Below are 17,372 nucleotides of genomic sequence, written 5' to 3' on the forward strand. Positions count from 1 at the left end.
TTTCATGGAAAATGAGAGACACCGCCATAGACAAAAAGCTCTGGAGAACCGCCAGCGGAAGAGTTCAGCCTTTTCCGCCCTTCCGGCGCGTAAATATCGCCAACCTGTTTGTGCTTTTCGCTGGCGTGATTATTTTGTTCATGCTGGCCTGCGCGCTGGTGCCCCAGTGGATTGCCCCCTATCCTCCTACAGAGATGCAGACAGACAGCATTCTGCAGCCCCCGAGCAGCAAGCATTGGTTCGGTACGGACTATTTCGGGCGGGATGTGTTCAGCCTTGTCGTATACGGCAGCCGGGATTCACTGTTTATCGGTCTGATGTCCGTCGTTGTGGGAGGACTGGCCGGAAGCGCGCTTGGTTCTCTCTCGGGTTATCTGGGAGGCAAGTGGGATCTGGTTTTGATGCGTTTCATCGATATCCTCATGACAATTCCCGGCATCCTGCTGGCGCTGGCTATTGCTGCCGCATTGGGGCCGGGACTGCTCAATATCGTGCTGGCCGTAGCCGTGGCGGGCATTCCCAATTACGCCCGGGTCATGAGGGGACAGATCATGAGCATTAAAGGGCGTCCTTATATTACGGCGGCCATTTCCATCGGAATGACCCGCCTGGACGTCTTCCGCAAACATATATTGCCTGGTTCGCTGTCCCCGCTGCTCGTAATGGCTACCCTGGGAATCGGCAGCTCCATTTTGGCAGGAGCGGGGTTAAGCTTCCTTGGACTCGGGCTGCTGAAGGAAACTCCCGATTGGGGAGCTCTATTATCTCAAGGCAGAGGCTACCTGACCGTAGCCTGGTGGATCTGCACCTTCCCCGGTCTTGCCATCACCTTATTTGTGTTATCCGTCAATCTGATCGGCGACCGGCTGCGCGACCATTTAGACCCGAAGAAAGCCAAAAGCTGAGCTAATAAAGGAGGGCAAGCGTTGAGACCACTACTGGAAATCGAGCATCTGTCCGTTGAATTTCCCGCCCAACCCGAACCCTTACAGGTCCTGCACGATATCTCCCTGACGATTGCGCCGCAGGAGACGATTTGCCTTGTGGGCGAATCCGGCAGCGGAAAAACGGTGACCTCGAAAGCCGTGATGCGGTTGACCGATTTCGAACACGGCCAGATCACCAGCGGTCGGATTCGCCTGAACGGGATGGATTTAACCCAGGCGACTCCCAGAGAGCTGCGTCTGTTGAGGGGCAAAAAGATGGCGATGATCTTTCAGGAGCCGATGTCCGCGTTTGATCCGGTATACACAATCGGCCATCAAATCACGCAGACCATTCTTGCCCATGACCGCACCAAAACACGTGCGAAAGCCAGGAAGCGTGTTATATATCTGTTGTCACGCGTGGGTATTCCCGAACCCGAGCTGCGGATGAAGCAATATCCCGGCGAATTGTCCGGGGGCATGCTGCAGCGTGCCATGATCGCTATGGCCTTGTCCTGCGGACCCGAGCTGTTAATCGCGGATGAACCGACGACCGCGTTGGATGTCACTATCCAGGCCCAGATTTTGGGCCTGCTGCAGGAGCTGAAGCAGGATTTCAATATGTCGATTCTGCTGATCACGCATGATTTGGGGGTGGCGGCACAAATCGCCGACCGGATTGTCGTGATGTATGCGGGCCGGGTCGTCGAGCAGGCAGCGGCGGCCGAACTGTTCAGCCGGCCGCTCCATCCGTACAGCCAGGGGCTGCTACAGTCCGTGGCAACACTGGACACGGAAAAGGGTACCAGGCTGCCGTCCATCGCAGGCTCGATTCCGGCGCTGACGGACCTGCCGTCAGGCTGCCTTTTTCACCCGCGCTGCCCCTTCGCTACGGATCGCTGCGCACAGGAGGCGCCTCCGCTCGAACACAAAGACGGACGGGACGTCGCCTGCTGGCATGCCGAACGTTTGGAACGTTTGATACCCTCCGGTAAATTCGCAGGGCAGGCAGCGCCTGTCACCGGCGATGCTGCCGCTCCTGCTTATGATTCCCCCTCCCGCCCGACGGACGCTCCGGAGCTGTTTCAGATTAGCAGGCTCAGCAAATATTACCCGGTAAGAGGCGGACGGTTGGGTCGCCGCTCTTTTGTCCGCGCTGTGGACGATGTCAGCTTCTCCATCCGGCAAGGAGAAACCTTCGGCCTGGTCGGGGAATCCGGCAGCGGCAAATCAACCCTGGGACGGCTGCTGCTTCAGCTGGAGAACCAAACCTCCGGCGAGGTAAATTTTCAGGGACGGGAGCTGTCGAAGCTGCGCGCGGCGGAGCTTCGAAGTATTCGCAGGGACTTCCAGATGATTTTTCAGGACCCGTACGGTTCGCTGGATCCCCGCTGGAAGGTGGGAGATATTATCGGGGCACCACTTGAGGTACATGACAAACTAAGCGGAAAGGAGAAACGGCTCAGAGTCGGGGAGCTGCTGGAATCGGTGGGGCTGTCAGCCTCCGCCACGGACCGTTTCCCGCATGAATTCTCGGGCGGACAGCGGCAACGGATCGGTATTGCACGGGCAATTGCGCTGCGTCCCCGCTTTATATTAGCCGACGAAGCGGTATCGGCGCTGGACGTATCCGTGCAGGCGCAAATCGTCAACCTTCTGCTTGAGCTTCAGGAGAAGCTGGGGCTGACCTATTTGTTTATCGCTCATGGCTTGCAGATTGTCCGGCATATTTCAGACAGGATCGGCGTAATGTATTTGGGCAAGCTGGTGGAAATCGCGCCTGCTCATGAGCTGTTCGCGAGCCCCGCCCATCCATACACCCGGGCCTTGATCGAATCCATTCCTCATATGGCCCCAGGACAACAGTTCATGGCGAACGGTATACAAGGGGAAATCCCTTCACCCGCCCGCCCACCGTCCGGTTGCCGCTTTCATACACGCTGCCCTTTTGCCACAGCCAAATGCCGTGCGGAACAACCCGAGCTTGTTTCGGGGGGCCATGACCGTTTCGTTGCCTGTCATTATCCTTTATAGTTACCTGAACTAATCCATGATCCATACCAGGAGGACAAAGTTATGTATGAAGCTTTTGCAGCCAGGTTGGCTGAACATGAACAGCAGTTGATTGAATGGCGCAGATATTTGCACCGGAACCCGGAGCTTTCTTTTCAGGAAAAAAACACGGCCCGCTTCATTGCGAAGCAGCTTCAATCCTTCGGCATTGAAGTCCGGACCGATGTTGGCGGCAATGGTGTACTGGGCTTGATCCGTGGCGGCAGCCCGGGACCGCGCATCGCTTTCCGTGCGGATTTTGACGCTTTGCCCATCCAGGATGAGAAGGATGTTCCTTACAAATCGGAGGTGCCTGGCGTGATGCATGCCTGCGGCCATGACGGTCATACGGCTGTTTTGCTTGGTGTTGCGCGTGTGCTGCAGGAGTTTCGTGAGACGCTTCATGGAGAGCTGGTGCTAATCTTCCAGCATGCTGAAGAAAAACCGCCGGGCGGCGCCAAGTTTATGATCGAAGACGGCTGCCTCGAAGGGGTGGACGCGGTTTACGGCATCCATTTGTCTTCCGAGTACCCTCTCGGCAGACTGGGGCTGAGGTCTGGTCCAGCAATGGCTGCCGTCGATGCCTTTACGATTGAAGTTCACGGCAAAGGCGGACATGGGGCCAGACCGCACCAAACCGTGGATGCGCTGGTCATTGGCACGCAGATCGTGGGCGGGCTGCAGCAAATTGTCAGCCGCAGAGTGGATCCGCTCGAATCTGCGGTGGTGACGGTGGGACAATTCTCTTCCGGCACGGCATTTAATGTCATAGCGGACAAAGCAGAGCTGCAGGGGACGGTACGGACGTTCAGCCCGAAGATACGCAAGCAGATTGAAGAAGAACTCAGAAGTATTGTCCGGGGACTGAGCGAGGCGGGCGGCGCACGCTCTGATATTCATTATTTGAATGGATATCCCCCTCTGGTTAATCCGGAGATAGAAACGGAAAGGGTCAAAAAGCTCGTTGCAAAACATTTTGGCGAGGATGCTTTCCTTGAGCCGCCTCCGGTAATGGGAGCAGAAGATTTTGCCTATTATCTGGAACAAAGACCGGGTGCCTTCATACAGGTGGGTGCAAGAACCGAAGATGTGCGGACCCAGTATGCCCACCACCATCCGAAATTTGATTTTGACGAACGGGCGCTGTTACATGCGGGAAACACATTTCTTGCACTGGCGCTGGACTATTTAAGTTGAAGCATTCCTTCAATTCCCATGATTTTCAAATTAGGCAAAAAAGGCAGAGAACAGAAGTAAATTGTCTTGTTCTCGGCTTTTTTATCATTGTATTTCATTTCATTTGATATTTGATATTTGAAATCCACTTATGGGACAAACCTGTTTTTTTGAATTTTAAATCACACCCACTCCCCGTCTTCCGGGATGGCCACCTGGTCAATCAATCCTTCCTTCACCAGCCGTTCACGCAAATCCGCTCTTGTGGTGAGACAGTGATTGATTGCCTCCATATGCACGGCCACCACCTTGGTATATGGCGCATACTGGCATAGGCTGGCTACATCATCTTCATCCATCGTAATCGGATCACCCACATTAAACCGCGCGCCCCCGGCATTCACAACCGTTATGTCCGGCTGATGTGCATCCAATGCGTTCTGCACATCGTCGCACCAGATGGTGTCCCCGGCGATATACAGCGTCGGCTCGCCTTCCGCTTTGAATACAAAACCGGAAACGGGCCCCATCCGTTTCCCGATTTCGCCTGTGCCGTGCTGCCCGCTGGTTCGGAAGATCGTCACGTCTTTGAAGGTGATGTGCTCACTTATCTCAGATACCGAGCTGAAGCTGGCAGAAGTGATAACCGTTCTGTCCTCTGGCTGACATAGAATCGGTGTTGATTTTGGCAGCGCTGTTGCCGCCGCTGCATCCCAATGATCTGGATGCAAATGCGTGACGAGCACGGCGTCCGGATTAAGCAATCCCTCCATTACAAAAGGCAGCGGCACAAGCGGGTTGCGGCGGTCGTTCGGCGTATTAATAACCGGCGGGTTCACTCCTGCGTCACTGAACATCGGGTCAACCAGAAACTGTGTTCCTCCATATTCCAGCCACAGTGTGGCATGACGTATTAATTGAAGCTTCATTGTTCTGCACCCCTTATCTTTCGAATCATGATTCTGCTAATATTATATATAAAACAAGCGATAAGATAATCATCCTGGTGAATGGAAAAATCGCTTTCCACTTTCACGCTGAAAGGAAATTACAATGTTGAGCAATCAGATGATCGATGAAGTGGATTTGCGTATCCTGAAGCTCCTACTGGAGGACGCCTCCCAATCCTACAAAACCATCGGCCAACTCGTGCACCTGACCGGGCAGGCGGTTGGTGCCCGTGTGCGAAAAATGCAGGATCTCGGTGTGATTGAAGGAGCAACCCTGCGCTGGAACCCGGAAAAAATCGGCCAGACGGTGCACGCCTTTGTTACCGTTTTCCTAAGCTCCAATACGGCCCACCCCTCGTTTCAAGCATTCGCTGCACAAAGCGAACAGGTAGCCGAGATGCACCGTGTAAGCGGCGAAGGCTGTTACTGGCTGCGGGTGCGCGTCGCATCGCCGCTGGAGCTGAATGATTTTCTCGACAGGCTCCTGAAATATGGAAACTACAAACTAAGCATGTCGATTGGTCAATTGAAATAGAAAATAAACCGTGCGAGCCGCAGTTTCTTTAGCCAACTTTGCACGGTTGTATTGTTCTATCTGTTCCTTTGCGGAAGGCTGGAATTACCATCGCCCCGCGAATATCAGTTATCCATATATTGCTCATCTGGCTCATTTAAAGCGGCTGCCAGAATTTTCTCTGCTACAAATTCAGGCGTATCCGATGGACGGGAAGAACCTGGAGCATGCTGCGGTTGAACGCCCAGCGCGTTTTTGCCAAAATCCGTTGCGGTTGCGCGTGGATAGACGGAAATTACCCGGATATTCTCTGAGGCCAATTCGCCTCGTGCTGTATCGGAAAGCATGTTCAAAGCGGATTTGGTAGCCGCATAAGCTCCGATTCCAGGGATATTCATTTTGGTGACCACCGAACTTATATTGATGATCAGTCCTCCTCCTTGCTCTCGCATGATAGGGATCACAGCTTGCATCGCTGCTAATGGTCCCATCACGTTAAGTTCAAAGATTCTACGGAAGTCATCAGGATTGACATCAGCGATCGAGCTAACTACAGCTTGCCCTACGTTATTGATAACCACATCCAGACGGCCAAAATGCCGCGCCGTCTCCTCAATGACTCGCTGAACCTGCTTCGGATCGCTCACGTCAGCAGGCAGAGCTACAGCGTCACTTCCCTGGCTCTTCAATTCCGCAGCGAGATGATTGAGTACATCGGCAGATCGGGCGACTAATGCTAGTTTGGCACCAGCGGCGGCAAAGCGGCGTGCTGTGGCTAAGCCAATACCAGCAGATGCTCCAGTAATAAGAACGACCTTGTCACGAATTTCCATATTAAAAGCTTCCTTTCTTTGAATGAAATGTACGGTCTTTGTAATATTTTAGGTTGATACATTAACCTGTGTTTACTGTATCACGTTCATGTTGATACGTCAACTATGTTATTATACTCCATGACTTATAACGAGCTGTACAAAGAGGAACTGTGAATATTTGAGGTTGAACTCGTGAAGTTTTATCTTGGAAGGAGGTATGCACGGCATGAAGGATTACGGCCCGGATTTATTCAAAGGAACGGCGCATTACTACTCCAAATACCGCCCGGCTTACCCGGCTGAACTAATCAGATGCATCGTGAGCCGGTTTGCGCTGGACGGGAGGAGCGAGCTTCTTGACTTGGGATGCGGAACGGGGCAATTAACCGTGAGATTTGCGGATTGGTTCGAAAAAATTACAGGCGTGGACAATGAAACGGAAATGCTGCAGGAGGCACGCCGGATCACCGAAGAAATGCGAATTTGCAACATGCATTGGGTACATGGAAATGCGGAGAACTATATTAAAGGGCTCAAGCATGAGTCCTTTAGACTCGTCATCATCGCCAAGGCATTCCATTGGATGGATAGAACACGCATGCTAGAGCAGTTACATCCCAGGGTTGAACGGAACGGCGGGGTTGCCATCATTGACAGCTACACCCCGGACCGGAAGGAACCGACAGATTGGCAAATCGCGGTCGATAAGATAGTTAAAAAATGGTACGGACCCGAAAGAAGAGCAGGCAATTCCACCTATACCCATCCCACGGTCAGCCACGAGGATATCGTTGCGGCTTCACCCTTTGAAGTAGAGGTGCACCGGCTGCCAGTTTACGAGCATACATGGACCGTTGAGTCGATCATCGGAAATTTGTATTCAACCTCTTTTGCTTCAAGGCGTTTCCTTAGGGACCAGGCGGTTTTATTCGAAAAAGAGCTGGAAGAAGCTCTGCTCAACCTTGACAGCAGCGGAATATTCCGGGCCGAGATGCACACATCTATCATTTTGGCCGTGAAGAATCATTAAGCAGCTTCTCCCATTGTTCCATGGACAGTTTTTCGGTCATGTTCTTTAACTCATCAGGTACATTAGCAAAACAGATCAGCTCCAAACTATTTCCGCTCGGATCTTCGAAATACACTGAAGCATTACCTTGATCAGGCCTAACAAAAGGATCAACCGACGTTCTTCCACCAAAGGGCACAGCCTCAATGTGAATAGAATTCAGCTTATGCCAGGATATAGATAGGAGAAGGAATGAATAGTTTTAAAGGGGGCAATAAATTGAAAAAAACAATCTATAAGAAGTGGTGGTTCTGGGTAATAATCATTTTGTTTGTTGGAGCTATAGCAAACTTAAAAACTGAAGAAACTGAAATAGTACCAAATGAAACAGTTTCAACGAGCCCTGTGTCAAATGAGCCAGAAGAACAAACGCAAGTTGAAGACACAGGTAATACGGAAAAAACCGAAAAAAATGTAGAATCTCCAAACCAATCGGAAGCTACATCAAACTGGGTTGGTATAGGTGCAGATCTAACAGCATTTGAAGAAAAATTCGGGGCTCCAAGTAATGCTTCTGATGATCTTTTCACAAATTATAGCAATGATAAATATTCATGCCTGGCTGTTGACAATAAGTGCATTAACCTCACAATTAACACTGAGGCAAGTAACATTGATGAAGCTATAGTAGAGATAAATACAATGAGTCCGACCGATGCCAAAGTAATTCAGAGATATGAACTTAAGGAAGATGGTGCTGATTATTTGAGAACAATCATTGTTTATCAGAGCGAGATACTTAAAAACAATTTCGAGCAATCGTTGTTTGGGGATGCTGAGCCTGGAACATTCATTGCAATTATCAAGTCTAACCAGACAGAGGGGATATTTGCTACTGTTCTCGGATTAGGTGATAATCCTTAATTGTTGTTGTCTAACAATCCATTTCCTAAGCTGCATCAACCTAAATGCATTTATGTCAGAAGCGAGAACGTTTAAACTTCCGTGTAATTGGTAACAATATCCACAAAGGAGATGTTACCCATGGAAGCGAAAAAAAACGAACTGGTGAGACTACTGGCACAAGAATGCAACAGTATGCAAGACATTCAGCAACTACTCAAAGATTTGTTTAAAGAAACGATTGAGCAGATGTTGGAAGCGGAAATGGACGAGCATTTAGGCTATGACAAGCACAGCCCATTGGGCGATCTCAGCGGAAATAGCCGGAATGGCTACAACAAAAAAACCATCCAAACCGAAATGGGCAAAACGCAAATTCGGGTGCCGCGAGATCGCAACGGACAATTTGAGCCGCAATTGATCGGGAAATATCAGACCAAAAACGACGGCATCGAGCAACAAATTATCGCCATGTATCAGAAAGGCATGTCGACTCGTGACATTGAAGATCACCTGCGCGACATCTATGGTATTGATGCTTCTCCCGCATTAATCAGCCGGATCACCGACAAAATCATGCCTCAGCTCATGGAGTGGCAGTCCCGTCCACTCAGCGCGATCTACCCGATCGTCTTCTTGGACGGCATCGTGTTTAAAGTCCGCAAAGAATCCAGAGTGGTGAATAAATGCGCCTATACCGTACTTGGCATCAATATGGATGGCAAGAAGGAAATCTTGGGCATTTGGCTCTCCGAAAATGAGAGCGCCAGCTTTTGGACCACCGTGTGCAATGAACTCAAAAACCGGGGGGTACAGGACATTCTCATCGCTTGCCGAGACAACCTGAGCGGGTTCTCCCATGCGATTCGGACCGTATTTCCGAAGACAGAGCAGCAGTTGTGCATCATCCACCAGATCCGCAACTCGACCAAGTATGTGTCCTATAAAGACCTCAAGCCGATCATGGCGGATTTAAAAGCGATTTACCAAGCACCAAGTGAAGATGATGCGCTATATCACCTGGAGGTGTTTGCAGAAAAATGGGATTCGAAATATCCTCAGATTTTGAAGTCCTGGAAAGAGAACTGGGCCGAGTTATCGACGTTCTTCAAGTATCCGAATGAGGTGAGACGATTGATTTATACCACCAATTCCGTCGAAGGTTTTCATCGGATGCTGCGAAAATATACGAAAACGAAGACGAACTATCCTTCGGATGATGCGCTCAAAAAATCGATCTATTTGTCGATTGAGGAAATTAGCAAAAAATGGACTATGCCTCACCGGGATTGGGGAATCATAGTAGGGCAGCTCCTGATTTTTTTCGAGGATCGGTTCGACCAGAAGGATCTGGCCTGAGACCTTGGGGCTCTGCCCCAAACCCCGGAGTTTTTCGCTTATCTGCGTTACCGGTACAAAGAAAAACAGCCGCCATAGCGACTGCCCTCTATACCGTATAACGCACAGCGGGATGCTCAGGTTGCTCTCCAGCAGAGCCCTATCCTTCCAACTGTAGTACCCAGGTTATCCCTATATCAGCTTATTAAACTCTTTGCAGTAAACCAATTACACTAAAGTTGAAACATTCCCTCAGAAGCTGTAACCAAACTTGTGACTCATACATAAAGAGCGACTCAAAACCATTTTCGCTGATTTGAGTCGCCCTGTCTTTTTATTTTATGAGAAGTGGGAAGCTACGGTATCCTCAACTTCCTTCAACATTTGCTTATATGCTTCTTCATCGAGATGCCCAACACCTCCGAAGAGCAAATGCCCTACAGACTCAATGCCCACGAAGTCAAAGATACCGGTATCAGAAGTCATTTTCAACGCTTCAGTCATACCAGACTCATCATAATAAGGCTTTGGAGTACCTTGTGTATTGATAATAAATCCTTTCTTTCCTGTCAGCATCTTGACGACTCCCTCTTCGCCATACGCATAAGCAAACCCATAGGAGAATACACGGTCAATATATCCTTTAAGAATTGCTGGCAATCCGGTCCACCAGATTGGATAAATCAAAGTGATGACATCGGCTTCCGTGATGTAATCCTGTTCTGTTTTAATATCCTGAGGAATTTGTCCCGCCTTCATGGAAGCTGTGTCTTCGGGTTTGAGTACGGGCTGAAAGTCCAGTGTATACAAGTCACGGACAACCACTTCGTGACCGTTATTTTTCAATGTACGGACTGTGGTTTCCAATATGGAGTGGTTTAAGCTCTCCGCATGAGGGTGAGCATAGATAACAAGATGCTTCATAGATGATTACCTCCGTTTGTTTACATTTTTATTTAAAATATGAAGTTATATAGATATCTATACATTCTAGCAAAAAAAATTATAACCTGCGCAGCATGTTTTCTAACGTAGATTCCAGTTGTTCCTTTTCAGAATCATCCAGACTCCCGTAAATGGCGTCGTTCAATTTTTTGGATATCGAATGAAATATCGGCTCCAATCGCTTCCCCTTCTCGGTAAGCTGAATCCAGGTTACGCGGCTGTCCTCCTCGCTTTTTATTTTCTCAACATAGCCCAATTTCGCCAACTTATCCGCTAATACCGTTACTGTCGGTTGTTTTCGATGAATTTTTTCGGCTAGTTCCTTCACGGAAAGTCTGTTTTTTTGATACAGAAACACTAATATATCACCGTGGGAAGGAGCCAATCCTTCGATCCCGACACGCTCGAGCTCGGACACAATCATTTTATTGACAGCATCTCTGATCTTGCTAATGGTTGCGGCAGCATTGTATTTCAACATACCCGTATTATACATAGACATCTATGCATTTGCAACAGGTTATTAATTTTTTGCTCTCTGATTCTTTTTCATGGAGGGTAGGCATCTCAATAAACAATGTATATATTTTATGATAGTATAGGACAGAGTCAACGTGAGGAAGGACCTGGAAAGGTGCCTGCCAAGCATCTTGATGAAACTTGGTGATTTATTGGCCCAAATCAACTAGATTGACTTTGGAACGTATGAGACGAGGAGAATTAGAGTATGAAGGACGTTTTCCACGATATAAGCCCCCACACCCTGCAGGCCGACTGTGAAAGCTGCTTCGGTTTATGCTGTGTCGCGCTTCCGTTCGCGGCCTCGGCCGACTTTGCGGCCGATAAAGACGCCGGACAGCCCTGCCCCAACCTGCAATCCGATTTCCGGTGTGGCATTCATAACCGCCTAAGACCGCAGGGCTTCAAGGGCTGCACCGTATTTGACTGCTTTGGAGCGGGCCAAAAGGTATCCCAATTCACCTACAAAGGAAGAGACTGGCGGAAAAAGCCCGAAGCCGCGAAGCAAATGTTTGACGTATTTCTGGTCATGCGGCAGCTCCACGAATTGCTTTGGTACCTAAATGAAGCGCAGACACTGCAGACAGCCCGTCAAATTCATGACAAGCTGCGCGCGGCGCGAGATAAGACCGAAGCCTTTACCCGGCTTGATCCCGATTCTTTGCTGGAGCTGGATACAGCCACCCATCGTGCTGAGATCAATGCCCTGCTCCTGCAAACCAGTGAGCTCGTAAGAGATGAGGCGCTGCGACAGTATAAACCGTCACGCCGCCGCAAGAACTACGGACGTGGAGCAGATCTGATCGGAGCCAAGCTGAAAGGCGCTGACCTGAGAGGCGTGAATTTACGGGGAGCCTGCTTGATTGCCGCCGATCTTAGAGACGCAGATTTAAGAGGTGCCGACCTGATCGGAGCAGACTTCCGGGACACGGACCTCCGTGGGGCCAATCTCAGTGAGAGCCTCTTTCTCACCCAATTCCAAATCAACGCCGCAAGCGGGGATAGCTCTACCAAACTGCCCACATCGCTCACCCGCCCCGCGCATTGGGGCACAAGCACATCCTAACCCATTAACCCAAAAGAGGGCCAAGCTATCCCAAAGTTGGTTCTAATACGGAGAGATTCGTCTCCTATATAAAAGGGTCGAGAACAGGGAAACTCACTCCTGTTCTCGACCTTTTTACCAAATCCGGAATCGAAGAAGATTTCTCGGGATTGGCGTTTTCTTCTTTTAATTTGGCATACGCACGCAGCAGCGGAGAGAACGAAGCAATTCCGGAAAAGCGGAGCGTTCGCCTTTGGCCCGAAGGGTCAACAACGATTGTAGGAATGCTTCGTTCTCGGAGCGCCTCATAACGTCTGCTTCAAGGTAAGCTGCTGCCTCGCCCATAAGGCCGCACCAATAACACCGGCCGCTCCGCCCAGTGCAGAAGAAGCAAATGTAATCGAACCTACAACCTTGGAGATTCCATAACGCCGGATAGCCGCGAGCATCGGATCAAGGAGCAGCGCTCCGCTCTGCGAAACACTGCCGCCAATCACGATGAGCGCGGGATTCAACAAATGGGCAAAAGTAACGATCCCGCAGCCAAGTGCCTCCCCTGCATCAGCCAGCAGCCTGATTGCAAAGTCGTTTCCCGCCTTCGCGGCCGCCGCTACATGCTCTGCTGTTACCCGCTCCGGCTCAACACCGTTCAGGGCAGCTATTGCCGCAGCTTCAGGTTCGCCTGCCTGAATGGCTACCCACGCCCTGCGGGCAATGGAATGCCCGGCCGTGTACATTTCCACACAGCCCCGATTACCGCAGGCGCACAAGGGGCCGTTACGGTCAATCGTGATATGACCAAACTCGGCGGCACTATGAGTGGTCCCCTGAATCAGCCGGCCGCCGCTGATAATACCGGCACCAATACCTGTCGAAACGGTAATATAGATCATATCTTGGATGTCAGGCCTCTCACCCGCCATCCACTCGCCAAACGCGGCGGCATTGGCATCATTGAGGATAAGGACCGGACAATGAAACCATTTCTCCAGGATGGGGCCAAGCTGCACATTATGCCAGCCTAAATTGGTAGCCAGCGAAATGATGCCTGGGTCCGGTTCCAATACACCCGCGACGGCTACCCCAATGCCACGAATAGTTATGGAACCCGCTCCCGCCCGTACAGACTCATCCGCTATTAATGCGTCACTTATGACGATTAGACGGCGAATCACATCATCCGCTCCCCGGTCAGCAAACGTGGGCTCCTGAATTTTAGCCACAATCCGCCCCTGCTCATCGATCAAGGCAGCAAGCATTTTCGTACCGCCCAGATCAATTCCCAAATATAGATTATTCATGCATTAACCTCTCTCCCGACTCCAACCTCCGTTATATTTATTGCAAGCTCCGTTTGATGCGGCGAATCGCTTCTGAAACGATCGGGCCATCCAGCATTTGCTCCAGACGTACAGCACGTCCGAAATGCACTTCCTCCACTCCCGTAGCCGCCAGAAAATCAGCAAGGTTGTCCTCCGACAGACCGCTGCCCGCAAGAATACGAATCGGCGTGCCTTCCGAACGCTGCCGCAACCGGCCAAGCATGCTTATCCCTTCCACAGCAGTCGCCTGCCCGCCCGAAGTCAGAATCCGATCAATTTGCGGAAATTGCAACAGTGTGTCGAACGCCTGCTCCAAGTCACATGCCTCATCAAACGCCCGATGAAAAGTAACGGACAAGCCTTTTGCCTCAGCCAGCAGAAAAGCGAGAGCCTCTGTATCCACCCACCGCTCCTCTGTCAACACACCAAGCACAATTCCGCTGGCTCCCACGCCCCTGACGGCCCGAATATCACGAACCATAACCTCCAGATCCTCCTTGCTGTACCGAAAAGAACGGCTGTGCGGTCGAATCATGACACGGATGGGCAGCGACGATACCTCGACGGCCCTCTCGATCATGCCGATACTGGGCGTAAGCCCCCCTTCCGAAAGTGCGCTGACCAGCTCAATGCGGTCGGCACCGCTGTCGTTAAGCTGCACAATATCGTCAACAGAGGTTGCGATCACCTCAAGCAGTTTTTTTTCAGACAAAACCTTCACCCCTTCACAGCTCCTTGTGTAAGACCCGAAACAATGTAACGCTGCACAAATGCAAACAAAATGATGACCGGGATCAACGAGAGCATGCCTGCAGCGCTCATCTCTCCCCAGTTCACATCAAACTTCTGAATAAACCCGTTCAAACCGACAGGAACCGTCTTCACATCCTCACTTACGGTAAACATCACCCCGAAGAACAGATCATTCCATGCCGCTGTAAAAGCAAATACAAAACTGGCGACAATCCCGGGCAGCATGATAGGCAAAATAATCTGGACCACGGTGCGGATGCGGCTGCAGCCGTCCACCATGGCAGCCTCTTCCAGCGCCACCGGAATGCGTTGAAAAAAGCCGGACATCGTAATCAGGCAAAAAGGAATATTAATGGCCGTATACGTAATAATGAGCGCAGGCAGCTTATCCAGCAGATCCAATTCCCCGAAGACGATGTACAGAGGCACGAGCAGCACCATGACCGGAATCATCTGTGTTGCCAGGAAAACGAGCAGGAAGAGCCCTTTTCCTCTAAACTGATATCTTGCCAGCGCATACCCTCCCAGAATAGAAACGATCACAACCAGCAGGCCGGATACGAGACTGACAATCGCGCTATTCGCAAAATACTGCAGAAAATCCGAATCCTGAAACGTTTTTACATAATTGTCCCAGGTCAGCTTTTGCGGCCACAATGTCAGCACAGAGCCGTAGATTTCCTGGCGTGTTTTCAGAGACGTTACGAACATCCAGTAGAAAGGAACCAGCGTTCCCAGCAAAAAAAGTGCAAGCACGACAAAGCGGACAAGCCCGGGCATGTTTTTGTGAACCCATACTGCCATTACAGATCACCTGCTTCCTTATATCTGGTGATACGCAGAAAGACAACCGTATACAGGATCAGCACGATCAGCATCAGCACGCCAAGCGCCGAAGCCTGGCCGAAATCGGCAGAATAACCAACCTTGTTAAAAATATAGGAAGGCAAGTTATGCGAGCTGTTAGCTGGTCCGCCATCGGTCATGATATAGATCAGATCGGCAGAGTTAAAGACCCAGATCACCCGCAGCAGCAGCGTCAGGATGAGCGTCGGCTTAATGTATGGCATAATAATTTGCAACAGCTTGCGGAATCTGCCCGCCCCGTCAATATCTGCGGCCTCCAGCATTTCATCCGGAACCGATTGCAGCGCGGCCAGAATCATAATGCCGAAGAAAGGAACGCCGTACCAGATCATAGCGATGATGACCGGAATGATGGATGCATAGGGAATAGCCAGGAAAGGAATAGACTTATTGATCAGTCCGGTTTCCAGCAGCAGATGGTTGACCAGCCCTCCCCGCTCGCTGAACATCCATTTGAAAATCATGCCGATCAGAAAAGCCGATACCGCCCAAGGCAGAAATACAACGGCCTGATACAGGTTTTTCCCTTTAAACCTTGAGTTTAAAGCCAGAGCCAGCGCAAAACCAAGAATAAACTGAAATCCGACCGTAGCCATCACCCAAATGATCGAATTCAGCAGAATGCGAAGCATGTTGGGGTCGGCAAACAGCGCTCTAAAGTTTTCCAGTCCAGCATACCCGATGTTATTCGGCTCGAACAGCACATAATGCATAAAGGCCAGTTGGAAAGCCTTGGCGACAGGGTAAGCGAAAAAAGCAAGCACGACCACGATAGCAGGCAGCAACAACAGATATGGCTGAAAACGCCGGAAAACACCTTTCGATAACATCTCATCACCTTCCTAAAGAAAAACGCATAACCAAGCAGAATTGGCTATGCGTTTTCATTCTCCTTCAGATCATCTTAAGGATTCTGCTGCTTGTATTTGCTTTGCGCTTCGGTCAAATAATCGGCCAAATGTTTGACCGTATCGTCAAGCGATTGGCCCCTCATCATATACTTTTGTGTCTCCGTAACCGCAAATGTGCCTGTAAAATCACTGAGTGTCGGCAGATAGCTCGGCGGCCCTGCAAACACGATATTGGAATCCGCCATCGCACCCGCATAACCGGCAATCGGGCCTGTGCTGAAGAACTCATCCTGCAGCGACTCCTGGTAGATCGGGATGCTGGTGTTGGCTTTGCTGTATTCCAGGTTGTTTTCCGGCTTGCTCAAAAATTCAATGAATTTCCAGGCCTCGTCTTTATGCTCCGAATTTTCCGCGATAGAATATCCGGCTGTGTATCCCCAGTAAATATAACGTTTGCCGTCATCCGACTTTGGCATCGGCAGCACGTTCCAGGTGCCTTCCGTCATGTTTTTCTCCGCTACGGCTATGACCTCCGGCGTCTGGTTCAGGATACCTGCCTGGCCGTTCATAAAGCCCTGCACCATCTCATTGAAGCCCCAGTTGACGGATTCGGACGGCGCGTTTCCATTCAGGTAAATATCATAAAATCTTTTAAAGGCTTCCTTGGCTTCCGGCTGATACAGGATGGATTTGCCTTCCGCATCAAACCAGCTGTCTGCGTGAACAGCCGCCATGACGTATTCCATTGCCCGGATAATGCCATGCGCACCGCCACGGAAAGCAATTCCGTACTGCCCTTTCGATTCGTCCGTCAATTCCTGAGCCAGCTTGAAGTAGTCGTCCCACGTTTCGATCGTTTCGGGGAGACCCTTTTCCTTGAACCAGTCGCTGCGGACAAACAGCCCCTGCAGCAGGAAAGCGTCCGGAATAGCGTATACCTGATCCTGATATTTGTTTCTGGCCTGCTTGAAGGCCTCTGTTGTTTTATCCTTCTGATCCCAGCTATCGTAGTAGGATTGCAGATTGGCGATATAACCGGCGGCTGCCAGTCCGGCCAGTGAGGTGTCATCCACGCTGATGACATCCGGGAGCGTTTTGGACGCACCCATCATCATCCATTTGGTATGCGCGTCCTCCCACGGTACGGAAGAGTATTCGACATCGATATTGGGATTTTCCGCTTCGAACTTTTCAATCATGCCCTCCATGAAGCTTGTGCGCTCTTCACTTGGCAAAGGATCCAGATAAGAAATAACAACCTTCTCTGCGCTGTCCCCGCCTGATGCCTTGCCTTCCGGGCTTCCCCCGCCGCAGCCTGCCAAAATGGAAAAAGGAAGAATAACGCCTGCCAGTAATGCGGATACCTGTTTTTTCATAACTCAGCCAC

17 protein-coding genes and 1 pseudogene are annotated in these 17,372 nt (G+C 50.5%); 8 read left to right on the top strand and 10 right to left on the bottom strand.

Going from position 1 to position 17,372, the window contains the following annotated elements; translation table 11 throughout:
- Nucleotides 1-11: 11 nt before the first annotated feature.
- From ACE41H_RS08880 to ACE41H_RS08890, 3 genes are read left to right on the top strand one after another with little or no spacing between them, the layout of a single operon-like run.
- Complete coding sequence (locus ACE41H_RS08880) at nt 12-905, top strand: ABC transporter permease (RefSeq protein ID WP_375354837.1); 894 nt, start codon at nt 12-14, stop codon at nt 903-905.
- Nucleotides 906-926: 21 nt separating this feature from the next.
- The gene (locus tag ACE41H_RS08885) at nt 927-2,960 is read left to right on the top strand and encodes an ABC transporter ATP-binding protein (protein ID WP_375354839.1); all 2,034 of its coding nucleotides are present in this window, start codon (nt 927-929) and stop codon (nt 2,958-2,960) included.
- Nucleotides 2,961-3,002: 42 nt separating this feature from the next.
- Complete coding sequence (locus ACE41H_RS08890; protein ID WP_375354841.1) at nt 3,003-4,175, top strand: M20 metallopeptidase family protein; 1,173 nt, start codon at nt 3,003-3,005, stop codon at nt 4,173-4,175.
- 161 nt (nt 4,176-4,336) lie between these two features.
- Here the strand turns inward: ACE41H_RS08890 and ACE41H_RS08895 are convergent, their stop codons facing one another.
- On the bottom strand, nt 4,337-5,083 hold the full coding sequence (locus ACE41H_RS08895; RefSeq protein ID WP_375354843.1) for an MBL fold metallo-hydrolase: 747 nt from the start codon (nt 5,081-5,083) through the stop codon (nt 4,337-4,339).
- 124 nt (nt 5,084-5,207) lie between these two features.
- Between ACE41H_RS08895 and ACE41H_RS08900 the strand changes: the two genes are divergently transcribed.
- Nucleotides 5,208-5,639, top strand: coding sequence for an Lrp/AsnC family transcriptional regulator (locus ACE41H_RS08900; RefSeq protein ID WP_375354845.1), 432 nt, complete (start codon nt 5,208-5,210; stop codon nt 5,637-5,639).
- Nucleotides 5,640-5,743: 104 nt separating this feature from the next.
- Here ACE41H_RS08900 and ACE41H_RS08905 read toward each other — a convergent pair whose 3' ends face one another.
- Nucleotides 5,744-6,451, bottom strand: coding sequence for an SDR family NAD(P)-dependent oxidoreductase (locus ACE41H_RS08905; RefSeq protein ID WP_375354847.1), 708 nt, complete (start codon nt 6,449-6,451; stop codon nt 5,744-5,746).
- Between the two features lie 208 nt (nt 6,452-6,659).
- Between ACE41H_RS08905 and ACE41H_RS08910 the strand changes: the two genes are divergently transcribed.
- Nucleotides 6,660-7,463, top strand: a complete 804-nt coding sequence (locus ACE41H_RS08910; protein ID WP_375354849.1) for a class I SAM-dependent methyltransferase — start codon at nt 6,660-6,662, stop codon at nt 7,461-7,463.
- On the opposite strand, the pseudogene ACE41H_RS08915 reads toward ACE41H_RS08910, so the two are convergent.
- Nucleotides 7,438-7,686: pseudogene (locus ACE41H_RS08915) on the bottom strand (VOC family protein); the annotation flags it as partial. The gene ACE41H_RS08910 and the pseudogene ACE41H_RS08915 overlap by 26 nt on opposite strands.
- Before the next feature lie 8 nt (nt 7,687-7,694).
- On the opposite strand from ACE41H_RS08915, the gene ACE41H_RS08920 reads away from it, so the two are divergent.
- A complete protein-coding gene (locus ACE41H_RS08920) occupies nt 7,695-8,366 on the top strand; it encodes a hypothetical protein (protein WP_375354851.1) in 672 nt (223 codons plus the stop codon).
- 120 nt (nt 8,367-8,486) lie between these two features.
- Entirely contained in the window at nt 8,487-9,704 is a 1,218-nt protein-coding gene (locus ACE41H_RS08925) for an IS256 family transposase (protein WP_375354853.1), read from the top strand.
- A gap of 318 nt (nt 9,705-10,022) precedes the next feature.
- Here ACE41H_RS08925 and ACE41H_RS08930 read toward each other — a convergent pair whose 3' ends face one another.
- Nucleotides 10,023-10,607 carry an NAD(P)H-dependent oxidoreductase gene (locus tag ACE41H_RS08930; RefSeq protein WP_375354855.1) on the bottom strand — a complete coding sequence of 195 codons (585 nt, stop codon included), beginning with the start codon at nt 10,605-10,607 and terminating at the stop codon, nt 10,023-10,025.
- Between the two features lie 79 nt (nt 10,608-10,686).
- The gene (locus ACE41H_RS08935; protein WP_511055548.1) at nt 10,687-11,130 is read right to left on the bottom strand and encodes a MarR family winged helix-turn-helix transcriptional regulator; all 444 of its coding nucleotides are present in this window, start codon (nt 11,128-11,130) and stop codon (nt 10,687-10,689) included.
- A gap of 225 nt (nt 11,131-11,355) precedes the next feature.
- Between ACE41H_RS08935 and ACE41H_RS08940 the strand changes: the two genes are divergently transcribed.
- Nucleotides 11,356-12,213 (top strand): pentapeptide repeat-containing protein, encoded by an 858-nt coding sequence (locus ACE41H_RS08940; protein WP_375354856.1) that lies wholly within the window; start codon nt 11,356-11,358, stop codon nt 12,211-12,213.
- A 284-nt stretch (nt 12,214-12,497) separates the two neighbouring features.
- Here ACE41H_RS08940 and ACE41H_RS08945 read toward each other — a convergent pair whose 3' ends face one another.
- From ACE41H_RS08945 to ACE41H_RS08965, 5 genes are all read right to left on the bottom strand, one after another.
- A complete protein-coding gene (locus ACE41H_RS08945; RefSeq protein WP_375354858.1) occupies nt 12,498-13,493 on the bottom strand; it encodes an ROK family protein in 996 nt (331 codons plus the stop codon).
- A gap of 37 nt (nt 13,494-13,530) precedes the next feature.
- The gene (locus ACE41H_RS08950; RefSeq protein WP_375354860.1) at nt 13,531-14,226 is read right to left on the bottom strand and encodes a copper homeostasis protein CutC; all 696 of its coding nucleotides are present in this window, start codon (nt 14,224-14,226) and stop codon (nt 13,531-13,533) included.
- Nucleotides 14,227-14,231: 5 nt separating this feature from the next.
- Nucleotides 14,232-15,071, bottom strand: coding sequence for a carbohydrate ABC transporter permease (locus tag ACE41H_RS08955; RefSeq protein ID WP_375354862.1), 840 nt, complete (start codon nt 15,069-15,071; stop codon nt 14,232-14,234).
- On the bottom strand, nt 15,071-15,964 hold the full coding sequence (locus ACE41H_RS08960) for a carbohydrate ABC transporter permease (protein ID WP_375354864.1): 894 nt from the start codon (nt 15,962-15,964) through the stop codon (nt 15,071-15,073). The genes ACE41H_RS08955 and ACE41H_RS08960 overlap by 1 nt, the downstream gene beginning before the upstream one ends.
- A 74-nt stretch (nt 15,965-16,038) precedes the next feature.
- Nucleotides 16,039-17,361 carry an ABC transporter substrate-binding protein gene (locus ACE41H_RS08965; protein ID WP_375354866.1) on the bottom strand — a complete coding sequence of 441 codons (1,323 nt, stop codon included), beginning with the start codon at nt 17,359-17,361 and terminating at the stop codon, nt 16,039-16,041.
- Nucleotides 17,362-17,372: the final 11 nt, after the last annotated feature.

Source organism: Paenibacillus enshidis (genome assembly GCF_042136365.1).
Classification (GTDB): domain Bacteria; phylum Bacillota; class Bacilli; order Paenibacillales; family Paenibacillaceae; genus Paenibacillus; species Paenibacillus enshidis.

Bases quoted from the DNA above. Each gene is read 5' to 3' on its own strand.
- ACE41H_RS08880 (WP_375354837.1), top strand. From the start codon at position 12: ATGAGAGACACCGCCATAGACAAAAAGCTCTGGAGAACCGCCAGCGGA.
- ACE41H_RS08890 (WP_375354841.1), top strand. From the start codon at position 3,003: ATGTATGAAGCTTTTGCAGCCAGGTTGGCTGAACATGAACAGCAGTTG.
- ACE41H_RS08895 (WP_375354843.1), bottom strand. From the start codon at position 5,083: ATGAAGCTTCAATTAATACGTCATGCCACACTGTGGCTGGAATATGGA.
- ACE41H_RS08900 (WP_375354845.1), top strand. From the start codon at position 5,208: ATGTTGAGCAATCAGATGATCGATGAAGTGGATTTGCGTATCCTGAAG.
- ACE41H_RS08905 (WP_375354847.1), bottom strand. From the start codon at position 6,451: ATGGAAATTCGTGACAAGGTCGTTCTTATTACTGGAGCATCTGCTGGT.
- ACE41H_RS08910 (WP_375354849.1), top strand. From the start codon at position 6,660: ATGAAGGATTACGGCCCGGATTTATTCAAAGGAACGGCGCATTACTAC.
- ACE41H_RS08920 (WP_375354851.1), top strand. From the start codon at position 7,695: ATGAATAGTTTTAAAGGGGGCAATAAATTGAAAAAAACAATCTATAAG.
- ACE41H_RS08925 (WP_375354853.1), top strand. From the start codon at position 8,487: ATGGAAGCGAAAAAAAACGAACTGGTGAGACTACTGGCACAAGAATGC.
- ACE41H_RS08930 (WP_375354855.1), bottom strand. From the start codon at position 10,607: ATGAAGCATCTTGTTATCTATGCTCACCCTCATGCGGAGAGCTTAAAC.
- ACE41H_RS08935 (WP_511055548.1), bottom strand. From the start codon at position 11,130: ATGTCTATGTATAATACGGGTATGTTGAAATACAATGCTGCCGCAACC.
- ACE41H_RS08940 (WP_375354856.1), top strand. From the start codon at position 11,356: ATGAAGGACGTTTTCCACGATATAAGCCCCCACACCCTGCAGGCCGAC.
- ACE41H_RS08945 (WP_375354858.1), bottom strand. From the start codon at position 13,493: ATGAATAATCTATATTTGGGAATTGATCTGGGCGGTACGAAAATGCTT.
- ACE41H_RS08955 (WP_375354862.1), bottom strand. From the start codon at position 15,071: ATGGCAGTATGGGTTCACAAAAACATGCCCGGGCTTGTCCGCTTTGTC.
- ACE41H_RS08960 (WP_375354864.1), bottom strand. From the start codon at position 15,964: ATGTTATCGAAAGGTGTTTTCCGGCGTTTTCAGCCATATCTGTTGTTG.
- ACE41H_RS08965 (WP_375354866.1), bottom strand. From the start codon at position 17,361: ATGAAAAAACAGGTATCCGCATTACTGGCAGGCGTTATTCTTCCTTTT.